This window comes from Bacteroides oleiciplenus YIT 12058 (assembly GCF_000315485.1).
In the GTDB taxonomy this organism is placed as follows: Bacteria; Bacteroidota; Bacteroidia; order Bacteroidales; family Bacteroidaceae; genus Bacteroides; species Bacteroides oleiciplenus.
Genome location: NZ_JH992941.1, coordinates 1,383,795 through 1,400,771, shown reverse-complemented (window position 1 = coordinate 1,400,771; position 16,977 = coordinate 1,383,795). Strand labels below are relative to the sequence as shown.

Sequence of the window (16,977 nt, the reverse complement as noted above, 5' to 3'; positions counted from 1 at the left end):
AATAGCATTACAGACCCAATTTTAGTACTCGTCTTACTTACACTAACTTATGAAATAGGAAGTCTGAAAATATCATTTTATAATTGGAAACAAGAATAATCAGATAATTAATATAACTTATGAAAAGGATAGTAACTTTTGTAATTGGGATTTTATTTGTAACACTATCTGCCACTGCCGGTGGAGTACGTGTACTATTCATTGGCGATTCCATAACAGACGGCAATTGGGGAAATAGTTGCGGCACTGCCAAACCCTCTTCCGAACGTACACTTTGGGATATGAACCACATTTATGGCAGTGGCTACATGTATCTATGTGCTACCTATTATCAAGGCAATTATCCAGAAAAAGAATATGAGTTTTTCAACCGAGGCATCAGTGGAAATACACTAGAAGACATGGAAAAGCGTTGGGAAACGGATGCTATCGATATAAAGCCGGATATTCTCTCCATATTAATTGGAACCAACGACATACATTTCTATTTGCAAGGAAACCAAAAACAACCTTTTGATTTTGAGGTATGGAAAAAGCGTTACTGTTCATTGCTCAACCGCTCCCTACAAGCTAATCCGAATCTAAAGATTGTACTATGTGCACCCTTTGTAGCAAACACTGGCAGTATGCGTAAAAGTCCAAATTTTGCAAAGCGTGACAGCCTAGTACGTTGCTGTGCAAAGATTGTTGAACGTATTTCGAGAGATTACAAAGCTGTCTATCTCCCTTATAATACAATGTTTGACGAAATATTGAGAACCATTCCAACATCCAAAGATACATATTGGATTTGGGATGGTATTCACCCTACTCCTGCAGGTCATCAGCATATGGCAGATCTATGGATAAAACATGTAAAATTGTAATTTCAAAGCATCAAATATCTAAACAAAGTATAATTAGGACAGCAATATAGTCTATTGATTAGAATCCCCAAAAGTTCACTTTTCGATATTTTTGTTCTACTATCAAAATAATAGAAGAGGCCATTATAATAAATAATCAACTTTGAAAAGAATGAAAATTATTAAAACAATCTAGCCCATGGTGTGCTACCCTATACACGGATATGGCATTATGCAATCAAAAGAAAGGAAGTATAGGAGAACTAGTCAACACATGGGGAAAAATATATCATAATTAAAACATATATTTATGTCATCAAATCAGGGATATATAGTCAAAGAACATCCAATACCAACCAAAAGGTATTACCAAACATTAAGTTTAAAGGATAATGCTACTCTCATAGCAGAATACCGCAAAGTACACAGTCAATCGGAAGCTTGGCCCGAAATCCGTAAAGGAATCCGCTCCGTAGGAATTATAGAAATGGAAATGTATATATTAGGCTCCCAAGTATTCATGATTGTAGAAACCCCTATCGATTTTGACTGGGAAACAGCCATGAATAAGCTATCTCATTTACCCAGGCAAGAAGAATGGGAAGAGTATGTTTCAAAATTTCAAAAATGCGTACCAGGGAGCACATCTGCCGAAAAATGGAAATTAATGGAACGTATGTTTTATTTATATGACTAAAAATAAGAACAATATGAACAGATTTATCGCATACAATATCTTAAGCCTATTATGTATAGGACTTTACTCCCAGTCTCTGAAATATCAGGGATATCCCTCACGGAACGGAGATATTGACTTAAACTCTAATTTCGCCAATCCCCCCAAAGGATACGGAAACATTCCCTTCTACTGGTGGAATGGAGACTCCTTAAACTATGACCGTTTAATGGATCAACTTTCCATTCTAAGCGATGCATCAACTGATGGGTTATCTGTAAGTTACATCCATACACATCCGGAAGTAGATATCGAACTCAACGCACAAGGATACGGTAGCTTCGGACGGGCCGATGCCGGAATACCTGGATTCTATACAGCAGAATGGTGGAAATTATGGAATCAATTCTCCAGTGAGTGTGCCAAAAGAAATATTGGCTTGGGAGTGGATGATTACGTTGTCGGATGGGCAAAGAACGGGTTTTATGTAGACGAAGTATTACAAACATCCGATTTCAAAAACTATCAAGGGCGGCTGCATTATAGTAGTTATACCATTCGTCCCGGTGAGAAACTAGATATCACTCTTCCTAAACATACCCTTTCCATCACAGCGTATCCAGGAAAGATTGATCTAGGTAGATATACCCAAAACGGACAACTAAAATGGCATCCACAAATAGAAGAAGAGAAGAAGGTATATATCGTTTACACCACCGAGTCTCCTGAACTTCATCCCCAATATGGAGAAAGATTAGTTGAGGTTTATTTCAATCGCTTTGAAAATAAACTGGATGCACAAGGGAAAAAAGGCTTGAACTACTTTTTTCAGGACGAACTACATTATAACTTGAACATCCACTCTTGGTGTGAAGACATGCAGGAGACATTTAAAAGCAGAAAAGGGTATGACATCCTTCCCTATCTACCCGCTTTATGGGAATATATAGGGGAAATAACCCCTAAAATCAGGCTTGATTACGCACAAATAGTCACAGAGTTGGCAGAAGAACGTTACTTCAAACCTGTATTTGACTGGCATAATAACCGCGGACTGATCTATGGATGCGATAATAATGGACGAGGACTTGAGCCATTACAGTATATGGATTATTTTAGAGCTATCAGTTGGTACACAGCTCCCGGCAACGATGCCCCAGCAAGAGGATCGAGTTTTCGGCAGACTAAAGTATCAAGCTCAGTAGCCCATTTATATAAGCGTCCACGTACATGGTTAGAGGCTTTTCACAGCATGGGCTGGGATAGTAACGGAGAATGGCTTACATCGCAATTAGATCAACACATGATTGCCGGAGGCAATTTACTATGCCTACATGGACTTTATTATTCTACTCACGGCGGCTGGTGGGAATGGGCACCACCTTGTTTTCACTTTCGCATGCCCTATTGGCCGCACATGAAATTCTGGCTAAAATATGCAGAAAGAATGAGTTTTATACTCAGTCAAGGCACTCATGTATGTGATATTGCCGTAATGTATCCTACAGAGTCCATGCAAGCATATCCTGAAGCTAATGCCGATATTCTCTGGAAATTGACAGATAATCTTAGTGAATGTGGTTTGGACTACGATTTCATTGATTACCAATCCCTTCAATGTGCAGAAGTTGACTCCAAGCAACTCCATATCTCTGATGAGAAATACAAAGTCCTGATTCTTGCTGATATGAAAGCCCTACACTATGAAACTCTACTCAAAATCTACGAATTCTATAAAAAAGGAGGCATCGTCATAGCAGTAGGAAAGTTGCCCAAAGCAACCACCCGAATCGGAGAAAAGGACAGTCAAGTAGAGACTATATTACATGAAATTTTTAAAAGAAATAGAATTCATGAATCAGATATCAAAAACATATCACAACGAATCACATCTCTGATCACCCCCGATTTCCAAGTCCAAAATCAAAAGGGCAAAGTTCTCCACCGTAAAATCGGCAATCAAGATGTGTATATGGTTATGAATATTCAGAAAGGAAATGAGATTTTCTTCAGGAGTAAAGGAAAAGTAGAATATTGGAATGCTAAGAATGGAGTTATCACAGAAATTCCCATTCTCAGACAAACAGAAGAAGGTACCTGGATAAAATATGATGCTGAATACAACGAATCTAAATTATTTGTATTCACACCGGGTACACCGTCTTACGATAACAATAAGCAAGCTGAACTCCAAATTGTCCAGGAAATTCCTCTTGAAGGAGAATGGGAAATTGAAATAATGCCTACGATGAATAACAAATGGGGGGATTTCCGGTTACCGGCTACAAATGAAATAATCGGACCAGAAGCCAGAAAATTTGCCTACCAATTCATCCCGGCCGGCAATAAATTTACGATTGAAAAAGGATTTCAATTAGCAAATCACGGAGTATATGGATATGCACCCTATATGGAAACCCTTACTCTGCCTAATACAGAAGTGCTGGAAGATATACTTTCCAATGGACTTTCGAACAGAAAATGGGCTCCTTACTGTTACTCATGGCAATACGGGGTTTATGACAACCCCGGAAGCCAGGGCTTTCATGGGCTAAAAGGCAAAGTGGATAATCGTTTTATTATTTTAGATCAAGGAGGCCATCAAGTTTTCAGGACATACGTATATGCACCGGAGACTCGTCTATACCGAATGGTTCAAGAAGGCGAAAGACCTGATTTCTGTTATTTGGATGGAAGCCCTATCAAACAAAAGATCATTGAAATGAAAAAAGGATGGCATCAACTGATATTTGCCTATGCCAACACTCCTAAAGGAAGTTACATACTAGCAGAAAAGAAAAGCAATAGTATAGACAACCGAAAACGTAGTGCTATTGTCTTCTATCCCTCTGATTATCCAGATATCAAAGAAAACTATGCATATGACACCATTATAGCCATGAAATGGTTTCAAACCAAACATCTTTCATATAGCACTCGAAAAGATGATTCGGGTATATGGGTATATCAATTTAAAACAGCCCCCGGTACACAAGTATTAAAGATGCAGTTAAAAGGAAAAATAAACCAATTATGGATAGACGACAAGCCCATCTCAATGAAGAATCTAAAACATATTAGCGCCAATGACTATTCACTATACTTGGGGAAATACTACACATCTGGAATATGTACCATTACAATGAGTGCCGAACCGGAGCCTGGCAACATTGGTCCTGCATTCTTTACAACTCCCGTAAAAATGGAATGTAAAGGAGGAAAGCTGCCTGCCGGAAACTGGACAGATTTCGGAGCATTGCAATTTTACTCCGGAGGTATAAACTATATCAAGAACATCAATTTACCCCAAAATGTCCACACTCAAAAGACATTCTTGGACTTAGGTAAGGTCAATGCTACTTGTCAAGTCAAAATCAACGGAAAAGAAGTAGACATATTGATGCATTCACCCTATAAAGTTGATATTAGCAGTTATATCAAAAGTGGTAGCAACCGGATAGAGGTACTAGTATACAGCACTCTCTCTAATCATTATCAGAGTATCCCATCTGCATATAGAGGAGAGCCTGTATCTGGCTTACTGGGGCCTGTGAAAATAATCAATTACCAATAATCCATAAAAAAGAAACTATGCTCAGAAATTTACTTGCCTTTTGGGGAATATTATTAGTATGTAGCACAGTAACTATAGCCAAGCCGCTACAATCTTTATACTCTCCTGATAAAAAGATACAACTGGTTATAAGTCAAAAACAGGAACATATAATTGCAACAGTCCTATACCAGAAAAAATCAATTATTCCTGAGATCAGATTTGGTATACAAGAGCAAAATCAAACATTTTATAATGATATGAAATGTTTGGGATTCTCAGAAAAGACAGTCATTCAAGAACAGTATCCTGCTATCCATGGAAAAAGAAGTTCTTGCAGTAACATTGGAAATGCATTCACAATATACCTGGAAAATACGCTAAAACAAAAACTGAATATTGAGTTCAGAGTATATAATGATGGGGTCTGTTTTCGCTATGCTTTATCTGAAGAGCAACCCGACTCTCTGCTGTTTACAAATGAATTCACCACTTATCGCATCCATCGGGAAGCCGACCGATGGATGCAGAAGTACATTCCGCACTATGAAGGAGATTTCCCACACGAAAAAGGAAGCATTTCCCAAGGAGAATGGGGATACCCTGCATTAATCCGCCACAATGGATGTTGGGCACTTCTGACAGAAGCCAATATCGACCGAAATTATTGCGCTACACATTTAGCGAACACGACTCATTGTGAGTATTATCAAATAGCTTATCCACACAAGGAAGAAGGAAATGGAGTAGGATCCACCTATCCGACAACCCACGCTCCATGGTCCTCTCCCTGGAGAGTTATCATTTTAGGAGAACTAAAGAATATTGTTGAATCAACTTTAGTAGAAGATGTAAGTACCCCATGCTTGCTAAAAGAAACAGATTGGATTTTACCAGGATCAGCATCATGGATATATTGGGCGTATAACCACGGGACAAAAGATTACAAAAAATGTTGTGAGTATGTTGACCTGGCTGCTTCAATGCAGTGGGAATATGTTTTGTTCGACTGGGAATGGGATCAAATGCAAAATGGCGGCACGCTTGAGGATGCGGCAGCCTACGCAATTTCCAAAGGTGTCAAACCTCTCATCTGGTATAATTCCGGAGGAGCGCACAATCGCGTGTCAAGTACTCCAAGAGACAGATTGATAACTAAAGAAAACAGAAAAAAAGAATTTAGAAAACTCAAAGAAATGGGATTTGCCGGCATTAAGGTCGATTTCTTTGAAAGTGACAAGCAACACATGGTTAATTACTACTTAGATATTCTGGAAGACGCAGCAAAACATAAACTGATGGTTAACTTCCATGGCTGCACCTTACCCAGAGGATGGAGTCGAACCTATCCGCACTTAATGTCAATGGAGGCAGTATACGGAGCAGAACAGTATAATAACAGCCCCTACATGACTACAGCTGCATCACGTCTGAACTGCACTTATTCTTTCACCAGAAACGTAGTAGGTCCCATGGACTATACTCCTGTAGCTTTTACAAATTCACAACATCCTCACCATACGACAAATACTCATGAACTAGCACTATCTATCATTTTCGAGTCCGGCATACAGCACTGGGCAGATAGACCTGAAGGTTTCTACCAATCATCCGATGAAGTCAAATCATTCATGAGCAAAGTACCAACAGCGTGGGATGACACCCGATTTATTGAAGGATACCCGGGAGAATATATCGTACTTGCACGTAGGAAAGGAACAACATGGTATTTAGCAGGAATCAACGGAACAACTTCTCATAAGAAATTAACTGTTGTTTTAGATTTCCTACAAGATGCTAATTATCAGATGGAACTGTTCACAGATGGTAAAAAAGCGACTCAGATATGTACATCTTGCAATCAAGTAAGCAAATACGATAAAATAGAAACTGAATGGCTTCCAGAAGGGGGATTTGTCGCATGTTTTAAATTACAAGAATAATCGAACAAGTAATTTGTTCCAACAATATTAAGTTCCCAGTATATTTATACGAATTATATTGTAATCCATAATTTCAAGCCCTTCATCTGATTATTTAATTGTGCCATGAAAGATTTTTATCCCTTTTATAACCTGTTTGTATACCTTCTTATTGATAGAAAGGCTTTACTTTGTTTTTTCTTAAAATAGATGTAACTAAAAACGATTATAATTATATGAAGAAAAGTCTTTTTACCAGTTTAATGTTAGGGGTTCTGATTTCAGAGCCAATAACAGCGCAGACAGAAGCAAGTAATCCTTTCGGTAATGCCTTGATACCTGATATGATTGCAGATGCAAGCATTCAGGAAATAGACGGAACGTTCTATTGTTATGCTACCACTGACGGATATGGCCGGGGATTGGAAACTTCGGGACCGCCTGTGGTATGGAAATCAAAGGACTTTGTTCATTGGAGCTTTGACGGTACTTATTTCCCTTCTGCCGCGAAAGAAAAGTACTGGGCCCCCAGTAAAGTTGTTCCAGCCAATGACAAATACTACATCTATCCGACAATAAACGGATATATGTATCCCGCAGTAGCGGATAGCCCGGATGGTCCTTTCAGGCTGGCCCGTGGAAAAGATGAGTTTCATAAACCTTTCACGACTTCCACCTTATTACAAACAGAAGATCCCGGAGGCATTGATGCCGAGGTGTTTATTGATGACGACGGTCAGGCTTATGTGTTCTGGGGACGCAGGCATGTGGCTAAACTTAATAAAGACATGATAACGGTGGATTCGGACATTCAAATGATCTCCACTCCCCGCAAAGAATATTCCGAAGGACCCATTTTCTTTAAAAGAAAAGGAATATACTATTATTTATACACCATTGGAGGAGACGAAAAGTATCAGTACGCCTATGTGATGAGCAAGATTTCTCCAATGGGACCGTTTGAATTTCCCAAGCAGGATATCATTTCCACGACTGATTATAAGAAGGGGGTCTTCGGCCCGGGACATGGTTGTGTATTCAGTCCGGAAGGAACGGATGATTATTATTTCGCTTATCTGGAGTTTGGACGGCGTAGTACAAACCGGCAAACTTATGTAAACCGATTGGAGTTTAATGAAGACGGCACAATCAGGCCTGTCGAACTTAGTCTGGAAGGAGTGGGCGCTTTGCGGAAGGTAAAACAGGAGAAGAAAATAAAGGTAGACACCATTTATGCGTCCAGTATAGCAGAGCCTTTACACATCAAACCGATGAAGGATACTTTGTGCCGCCGAACAGAATATTTCGTTCCCGCTTTTGCAGCAGACGGAGCCAATGGCTCGCGGTGGATGGCGGCTGACAGGGATAATCAAAGCTGGATTGTTGCAGATTTGGGAACAACCAGGAAGGTGCGCCGCAGTGAAGTCTACTTTGTGCGTCCCACAGCCGGACATGCCTATCTGCTTGAAGGTTCGAACGATGGAAAGGTATGGAAGGCTTGTGGAGGATATGAAGATATAAGAATACAGTCACCGCATACGGATGCACCAGGCAAGAAATACCGGTATCTCAGGATAAAGATATCAGAGGGCGTAAAAGGAATTTGGGAATGGAATATTTACTAATAAGAAGTTATTATGAAACACCTATTAGCACTAATCTTTTGCGTATATTTTAGCGGCTGCCTGATGGGGCAGCAACAAGCCGAATGGGGGAACTGGAAAAACTGGGGCGACCAGGAAGACGGTACCTACCTGAACCCCATCATTCCGTCAGATTATAGCGATATTGATTGTATCCAGGTTGGTGAAGACTATTACGCAATATCCTCCACCTTCCAGTTCTCTCCGGGAATGACGCTACTGCATTCCAAAGACCTGGTGAACTGGGAAATATGCAGCAATATTATAGATGATCTGACCCAAATAAGTGAATCCCTGAACTGGACCCGCATGGACCGCTATGGCCGTGGCGTGTGGGCCGGAACCCTCCGCCATCATAACGGGCGTTTCTACTTATTCTTCGGTACACCCGACGAAGGGTACTTCATGACCTCTGCCGCTCACCCCGAAGGTCCGTGGAAACCACTGACACCGCTTCTTGCCGAAGCAGGCTGGGACGATTGTACTGCAATGTGGGATGACAACGGGAAAGCCTACTTTGTCGGTACCCATTTTGCCGACGGATATAAGACCTATCTCTTTAAAATGGCTGAAGATGGAAAAAGTATTGACCGGAAATCTGCGGTACTCATCCATTCGGGCAGTGGCAGGGAAGCCAGTAAATTGATTAAGGTGAACGGTTGGTATTATCTGATTTTCAGTGAGCATAAGCCGGGAGTGGGCCGTTACGTCATGGCAAAGCGTTCCAGGAAGTTGGCGGGATCCTATAAAGAGGAGAGACAATTGGCACTGCCCAGTTGTGAAGCCATGGAACCGAATCAGGGAGGCATCATCCCGGGAAAAGATAATAACTGGTATTTCCTTACCCACCACGGCACGGGAGACTGGAGCGGGCGAATTGTCAGTCTGCTACCAGTTACGTGGGTAGATGGCTGGCCCATACCGGGTGAAGTGCTTCCCCAGAACATCGGTGCAATGAAATGGAGTGGAAAGATGCCTTTCAAATATACTGAGAAACTATCTATCAAGCGTAGTGATGATTTCGACGATGAACGGCTTGCCCCGCAGTGGCAGTGGAACTATCAGCCAAGAAAGGAATACTTTTCACTCACCGAACGTCCGGGCTGGTTACGCCTGAAAGCTTACCGCCCCTTAGAGGCCGATAAACTTCTGAAAGCCGGCAATACACTTACGCAGAGGACTTTCAGAAAGCAGGATAATGATGTCGTGATAAAGATAGATATTTCCAATATGAAAGACGGACAAAAGAACGGGCTTTGCCACTTCTCTTCACAACATTCGGCTATTGGCATAGTAAAAGAAGAGAGTGCCTGCTATCTGGAATATAGAAAGAATGATAACATAACGAGAGGAATACCCATCCGGTCGCAATATGTATGGCTTAGGACACAGTGGGGGTTAGATAGTAAATCCCACTATTATTATAGTCTGGACGGGGATAACTTCCTGTCGTTTGGCGAACCTTATCAATTGGTATGGGGAAATTACCGGGGCGACCGCATAGGGATCTACTGTTTTAGTGATAAAAGAGAAGACGGCTTTGTGGATGTAGATTATTGCCATTATAAATAATGGCTAATCTAAGCACAAATCCAAATCGATATACTCCATATAATTATCGACTAAATCCTATAACATTAATTATTTAAAGGATAAATTGTCGATATTTTACTAGATATTCCATATTTTATCCTATTACTATATACTATTAATATCATACATTTGCATATAAGTATAAGTAAAACTAATGCCTATGAGAATCAGAACTTTATTAACCTTATTATTATTCTCGACAGAAACTTCCTAAAAGGAAATTTCTTAGGTTTCCCCAAAAAAGAACATAAATATAGTACTCATTTCCAGACCTAGAACATAACAGTTACACGCAAAGTTGTATTACCGTTTTTCTGGAACAATACAACTATGCCTATTAATCTAATATAAATCAATTATTATGAAACATCGATTAGCCAGCCAACATTATTGGCAATCAACACAAGGATTAAGAAAAACTCTTTTGATCTTGTGCTTTTCAGGAACACCTTTTTTCCCTGTTGTAAATCACATAAATGCAACAGTCTATGCCACTACCATAGTGGACCAACAGAAGAAAGAGGTAAAAGGAATTATCTATGATGAAACAAATGCTCCCGTAGCAGGTGCAACAGTAGTTGTCAAAAATTCGACAAGGGGATGCATCACCGACATTGACGGTAAATTTTCAATTTCCGTCAATATTGGAGATGAATTATTAGTTAGTTTTCTTGGGTATCAAACTAAAAATATTAAGATAACAGTTAGTAACGACTACACTGTATATCTCAAACCTAAAGTTGACGAATTGGATGAAGTAACCGTAGTAGCCTTCGCAAAACAGAAAAAGGAAAGCGTTATCAGTTCCGTTACTACCGTTAAACCGTCAGAATTGAAAGTACCGAGTAGTAACTTGACAACAGCCCTTGCCGGTAGAATGTCAGGAGTCATAGCTTATCAAACCAGCGGTGAACCGGGAAAAGATGATGCAAGTTTCTTTATCCGAGGTGTGACGACGTTTGGATATGCAGCAAGCCCTCTTATCCTAATTGACAATGTAGAACTCACCACTGCTGACCTCGCCCGTCTAAATGTAGATGACATTGCCAGTTTTTCCATAATGAAAGATGCAACGGCCACTGCATTATATGGTGCACGTGGTGCAAACGGAGTAATTCTTGTCACAACCAAAGAAGGTAAAGAAGGTAAAGCAACAGTAAATGTCAGACTTGAGAATTCAATATCAACCCCAGCACGTACAATTGAAACCGCTGATCCAATTACATACATGACACTACATAATGAAGCGGTTAGAACACGTAATCCATTGGGAGTACTGCCATATTCTCAATCGAAGATAGACAACACTATCAAGAATCTGAATCCTTATGCTTTCCCTGCTGTAGATTGGTATGATGAGATGTTTAATAAATATACAATGAATCAACGTGTAACCGCAAATATCAGTGGTGGTGGCAACGTAGCCAGATACTATATAGCAGCATCCTTCTTTAACGATAATGGAGTGCTTAACGTAGATAAACAAAACAATTTCAATAGTAATATTAGTCTTAAAAAATATTCTGTCCGTTCTAACATTAATATCAATCTAACCAAAACAACAGAAGCTATCATTCGAGTAAATGGTTCATTCGATGATTATCGTGGACCTATTGATGGGGGAGATGCTTTGTATAACAAAGTAATGAAAACCAGCCCTGTTTTATTTCCGAAGACTTATCCTAATGTCAGAGAGTATGCAGAAAACACCCATTTAATGTTTGGTAATTATGGAGAAGGTACTTATATCAATCCGTATGCCGATATGGTGAAAGGATACAAAGATTATAGCCGTACTTCCATAGTCGCTCAAGGAGAATTGAAGCAAAATTTAGACTTTATCACAAAAGGATTAAATATACGTGGACTTATCAGTACAACCCGTTATGTCTATTCGGATGTTTCCCGTTTCTACAATCCCTATTATTACGCCCTAGGAGCCTACAATCAGCAAGAAAATTCTTATAGTCTGACTCTTCTCAATCCAGATGGAGGAACTGAATATCTCAATTATACAGAAGGTGCAAAAGATGTCACGACCACTAATTATATGGAGATAGCAGCTAATTATAATCGTGATTTTGATGCACATGGAGTCAGTGGAATGTTGGTGTTTACTCGCCGAACACAACAAAACAGCAATGCCGGTGATCTACAGAAATCATTGCCTTACAAAAATCAAGGTTTATCCGGACGGTTCACTTACTCGTATGATAAACGTTATTTCGCTGAATTCAATTTTGGTTATAACGGTTCAGAACGTTTCGCTGATAACGAACGCTATGGTTTTTTCCCCTCTTTTGGTCTGGGATATTTAATGTCAAACGAAAAATTCTGGAAACCACTAGAAAACACCGTCAATAAATTAAAGTGGAAATTCACCTACGGACTAGTAGGTAATGATGCTATTGGAGATGTCAATGACCGTTTCTTCTATCTGTCAAATGTAAACATGAACGATAGTGGAAAAGGACAAGATTTCGGCACTAACTGGGGTAATCATATTAATGGTATCAGTGTATCTCGTTATGCCAACGAGTTCATTACATGGGAGAAAGCAAAAAAAATGAATATCGGTTTTGAATTGGGATTATTTAACAAGCTGGAGATTCAAGCAGACCTGTTTTATGAGAAAAGAAATAGCATACTGATGACTCGTGAATATATTCCTTCCACTATGGGTTTATCAGCTGCTGTACGTGCAAATGTAGGAGCAGCTTCCGGAAAAGGATTTGATTTATCTGCCGACTATTCACACTCAATCAATAAGGATTTCTGGGTAAGTGGACGTGCCAATTTCACATATGCTACCAGCAAATATGAAAAAGTAGAAGAACCCGACTATGTAGGAGCAGGTACTCCATGGCGAAGTAAGGTAGGACAGAATTTAAGTCAAAGTTGGGGACTCATAGCAGAACGATTATTTGTGGATGAAGCTGATATAGCCAATTCACCGACACAAAACTTCGGAGACCGAGTGATGGCCGGTGACATCAAGTATAAAGATATAAACAATGATGGACAAATAACAGAAGCAGATAAAGTGCCTATAGGATATCCTACAACACCGGAAATTACTTATGGTTTTGGATTGTCAACCGGTTACAAAAATTGGGACCTTTCTGTTTTCTTCCAAGGAAATGCTCGCACATCTTTTTGGATTGATCCGAAGAAAATCTCTCCTTTCATTGACACTGACGATGACAAGAATACACTATCTTCCAACGCTCTATTATCAGTCATTGCAAATGACCATTGGTCCGAAGCAAACAGAAACATTTATGCTTTCTGGCCCCGTTTAGCCAATGAAGTAATAGCTAATAACACACAGAATAGTACTTGGTGGATGCAAGATGGATCTTTTATACGTTTAAAGTCACTGGAATTGGGTTACACCTTACCTGAAAGTTGGACACGTAAAGTCCGTTTAGGAAATGTACGCATCTATCTTAGCGGAACCAATTTATTAACTTTCAGCAAATTCAAATTATGGGATCCGGAAATGGGTGGTAATGGTTTAGGCTACCCCATCCAAAGAGTCTACAATATAGGTTTAAATGTTAACTTTTAAATGATAAGAACATGAAAATTCAAAAAATATTCGGTATAATGGCTATCAGCATATTAACAGGATGTACTGATTTCTTAGATGTTGTGCCCGATAACATAGCTACCATCGAAATGGCTTTTAACAATAGAACAAATGCTGAGAAATACTTAGCAACGTGTTACTCGTATATCCCTCTATATGGTGCACAACGGGATAATCCGGGTCTGACTTCAGGAAACGACATATGGTTCTATACCATGGAAGATGCTAGTTTTAACAATAAATGGTCTTTTGGAATCGCTAACGGACTCCAAAACACAAGCGACCCCTTAAATAATTATTGGGACGGTGGCAATGGAGGAAAACAGCTATACCGGGCAATACGCGACTGTAACATATTCATTGAGAATGTCTCAGATCGAACCAAAGTGGCAGATCTGGACGAAACTGAGAGAAGAAGATGGATCGCTGAAATTAAAGTAATGAAAGCTTTTTATCATTACTATTTATTTCAATTGTATGGTCCTATTCCCATCGTGGATGTAAACCTGCCTATATCCGCACCAGAAGAAGAAGTTCGCGTAAAACGGGATAAAATAGAAACCGTTGCTAATTATATAGTAGGTCTTATTGACGAGGCTGTAACTGACTTACCACTAAAAATATATAATGAGGCTACGGAAATGGGACGTATTACTCAGCCGGCAGCTTTAGCCATCAAAGCCAAGACACTATTATTGGCAGCCAGTCCACTATTTAATGGAAATACAGATTATGCCAATTTCAAAGATAAAGATGGAGAGCCTTTTTTCCCTCAGACTTATGACGCGAATAAATGGAAAACAGCTTCGGATGCCTGTAAGGAAGCCTTGGATGTAGCTTTAAAAGCCGGACATGATCTTTATGATTTTAAAGAAGAAACGTTGGAAAATCTCCCTGAAAATTTAATGTATTCAATGAATGTGAGACAAGCCGTAACAGAACGCTTTAATAAAGAATTAGTATGGGGATGCGGCAAGTCTTATACATACGACCTACAGTGCATGTGCCAACCTAGAATATTATTATTCCATGGAGAAAAACAAAATACTTGTAAAGGAGCATATTCACCGACTTTAGATATTGCAGAGATGTTTTATTCCAATAATGGTGTACCTATAGAAGAAGATAAAGAGTGGGCCACTAGCAATAACTACAATAACCGTTATGAAATTGCTGTAGCCACGGCAACTGATAAATATTTTATCAAAGAAGGATATCAGACTGTTAAGCTTCATTTCAATCGCGAACCACGTTTCTATGGAACATTAGGCTTTGATGGATCAAGCTGGTACGGTCATGGTAAAGAGCATGCGGATGATTTATATTATCTAGAAGCCAAAAAAGGACAAATTACCGGACAAAGCCAACTAGCAAACTATTCAGTAACCGGATATTATGCTAAAAAGCTGGTTTATTACAAAAATATAATATCTGAAAGTTCAGCTGTAATAGAAGAATATCCCTTCCCCATTGTCCGTATGGCTGATCTATATTTAATGTATGCAGAAGCTCTAAATGAGGCAACCGACAACGGCGAGTTTGTACCGAAAGAAGTCTACGATAACATTGACATCATAAGAAAGCGATCGGGTTTAGAAGGAGTCGTAGATTCTTGGAGTAAATACTCGGTTAATCCCGAAAAGCCCTCTACGAAAGAAGGTATGCGTGAAATTATTCGTAAAGAACGTCAAATAGAGCTAGCATTAGAAGGGTCGCGTTTTCATGATTTGCGACGCTGGAAATTAGCTCGAAGTGTTTATAACAATGCATTAGTAAGAGGTTGGAGCATTGACCAAGAAACAACAGAAGACTATTATGTCATTCGTAATATAGCACAAATGAAATATGTGCAAAAGGATTACTTATGGCCACTAAAGTACGACGATATCATAAATAACCCAAATTTAATTCAAAACCCAGGTTGGCAATAATTCGGAGGATATAACATGAAGAAAATATATATTATAATCAGTTTATTTATCTGCTTGTTTATAGGATGCAAGGAAGATAATCTACATATACCCTATGGATATAACGATGGAACCGCCCCTGGCAAAGTAGAAATATTATCTTATATTCCACAAGCAGGGGGAGCAGAAATAAATTTTAAAAGCCCTGACGATGAAGATCTCATGTATATAGTTGCAAAATATACATTAGCTTCCGGAAAAGAAATGGAAAGTCGAGTTTCCGCCTATTCCAACAAGTTGAAAGTAGAAGGATTTGGAGACACTGAAGAAAAAACTATTACTTTTTATGCTGTGGATCGTATGGAAAATGTCGGAGAATCTGTTACGTGTAAAATAGTTCCTCTCACCCCATCTTATATTGAAGCTTACAATACTCTTGAAATGAATGAAACCTTTGGTGGTATCGCCATCACCATGAAAAATCCTTCTGCAAGCGATCTTACAGTAGAAGTAATCACTCCTGATTCATTAAACCAGTGGAGTACTGCACAAACCCAATATACAGCTGCCAAACAAATAAGCGTTACTATACGAGGCTACGAACATAAAGAACGGGTATTTGGAGTAATAGTCAAAGACAGATGGGACAATAGGACTGATACAGCATTTACAACTGTAGTTCCTTGGGAAGAATATGAATTAGATAAAAGCAAATTTCAGGAAGTCAGATTAGATAATGATATCGCCATGAATGCATGGGGACACTGGATGGGAAAAATGTGGAATGGTTCACACAATTATGGTGATGAATGGGATATGGCACATTCACCAGACTTTGCCTCATTTCCAGTTTGGTTTACTTTCGATTTAGGTGTAACTACTGAACTCAGTCGATATATGTACTGGCAACGATTAGGAGATAACTATCTGTATCAACATGGAAATATGAAAGAATGGGAAATCTGGGGACGCGCTGATAAACCAGATCAAAGTGGAAGTTGGGACGGTTGGACATTATTGACTAAATGTGAAAGTTATAAGCCTTCGGGATTACCAGCGGGTCAATTCTCTACAGAAGATAAAGAATATGCTACAGCCGGAGAAGAATTTATGTTCCCCACAGATATCCCCCCTGTACGCTATATTCGATTCAAAGCATTAAACACCTTTGCTGGTGCTCGTTTTATCCATATAATGGAGGTTTCTTTTTTTGGAAAACCTGTTGAAAATAAATAAAATAAAT

9 protein-coding genes are annotated in these 16,977 nt (G+C 39.4%); all 9 read left to right on the top strand.

The annotated features are described in order from the left end of the window. Positions 1-119 precede the first annotated feature (119 nt). The gene (locus tag HMPREF9447_RS12990; protein WP_009130203.1) at positions 120-866 is read left to right on the top strand and encodes an SGNH/GDSL hydrolase family protein; all 747 of its coding nucleotides are present in this window, start codon (positions 120-122) and stop codon (positions 864-866) included. A 289-nt stretch (positions 867-1,155) separates the two neighbouring features. Beyond that, positions 1,156-1,542: an L-rhamnose mutarotase gene (locus HMPREF9447_RS12985; protein ID WP_009130202.1), complete on the top strand. Its 387-nt coding sequence runs from the start codon at positions 1,156-1,158 to the stop codon at positions 1,540-1,542. Between the two features lie 13 nt (positions 1,543-1,555). After that, entirely contained in the window at positions 1,556-5,095 is a 3,540-nt protein-coding gene (locus HMPREF9447_RS12980; RefSeq protein ID WP_009130201.1) for a glycosyl hydrolase, read from the top strand. A 17-nt stretch (positions 5,096-5,112) separates the two neighbouring features. Continuing rightward, complete coding sequence (locus tag HMPREF9447_RS12975; protein ID WP_009130200.1) at positions 5,113-7,017, top strand: glycoside hydrolase family 97 protein; 1,905 nt, start codon at positions 5,113-5,115, stop codon at positions 7,015-7,017. A 215-nt stretch (positions 7,018-7,232) separates the two neighbouring features. Beyond that, on the top strand, positions 7,233-8,621 hold the full coding sequence (locus HMPREF9447_RS12970) for a family 43 glycosylhydrolase (protein ID WP_009130199.1): 1,389 nt from the start codon (positions 7,233-7,235) through the stop codon (positions 8,619-8,621). Positions 8,622-8,633: 12 nt separating this feature from the next. Further along, complete coding sequence (locus tag HMPREF9447_RS12965; RefSeq protein ID WP_009130198.1) at positions 8,634-10,211, top strand: glycoside hydrolase family 43 protein; 1,578 nt, start codon at positions 8,634-8,636, stop codon at positions 10,209-10,211. A 382-nt stretch (positions 10,212-10,593) separates the two neighbouring features. Further along, positions 10,594-13,803: a SusC/RagA family TonB-linked outer membrane protein gene (locus HMPREF9447_RS12960; RefSeq protein ID WP_009130197.1), complete on the top strand. Its 3,210-nt coding sequence runs from the start codon at positions 10,594-10,596 to the stop codon at positions 13,801-13,803. A gap of 11 nt (positions 13,804-13,814) precedes the next feature. Next, entirely contained in the window at positions 13,815-15,755 is a 1,941-nt protein-coding gene (locus HMPREF9447_RS12955; RefSeq protein ID WP_009130196.1) for a RagB/SusD family nutrient uptake outer membrane protein, read from the top strand. Between the two features lie 15 nt (positions 15,756-15,770). Beyond that, the gene (locus tag HMPREF9447_RS12950; RefSeq protein WP_009130195.1) at positions 15,771-16,970 is read left to right on the top strand and encodes a DUF5000 domain-containing lipoprotein; all 1,200 of its coding nucleotides are present in this window, start codon (positions 15,771-15,773) and stop codon (positions 16,968-16,970) included. Positions 16,971-16,977 lie beyond the last annotated feature (7 nt).

Bases quoted from the DNA above. Each gene is read 5' to 3' on its own strand.
- HMPREF9447_RS12990 (WP_009130203.1), top strand. From the start codon at position 120: ATGAAAAGGATAGTAACTTTTGTAATTGGGATTTTATTTGTAACACTA.
- HMPREF9447_RS12985 (WP_009130202.1), top strand. From the start codon at position 1,156: ATGTCATCAAATCAGGGATATATAGTCAAAGAACATCCAATACCAACC.
- HMPREF9447_RS12980 (WP_009130201.1), top strand. From the start codon at position 1,556: ATGAACAGATTTATCGCATACAATATCTTAAGCCTATTATGTATAGGA.
- HMPREF9447_RS12975 (WP_009130200.1), top strand. From the start codon at position 5,113: ATGCTCAGAAATTTACTTGCCTTTTGGGGAATATTATTAGTATGTAGC.
- HMPREF9447_RS12970 (WP_009130199.1), top strand. From the start codon at position 7,233: ATGAAGAAAAGTCTTTTTACCAGTTTAATGTTAGGGGTTCTGATTTCA.
- HMPREF9447_RS12965 (WP_009130198.1), top strand. From the start codon at position 8,634: ATGAAACACCTATTAGCACTAATCTTTTGCGTATATTTTAGCGGCTGC.
- HMPREF9447_RS12960 (WP_009130197.1), top strand. From the start codon at position 10,594: ATGAAACATCGATTAGCCAGCCAACATTATTGGCAATCAACACAAGGA.
- HMPREF9447_RS12955 (WP_009130196.1), top strand. From the start codon at position 13,815: ATGAAAATTCAAAAAATATTCGGTATAATGGCTATCAGCATATTAACA.
- HMPREF9447_RS12950 (WP_009130195.1), top strand. From the start codon at position 15,771: ATGAAGAAAATATATATTATAATCAGTTTATTTATCTGCTTGTTTATA.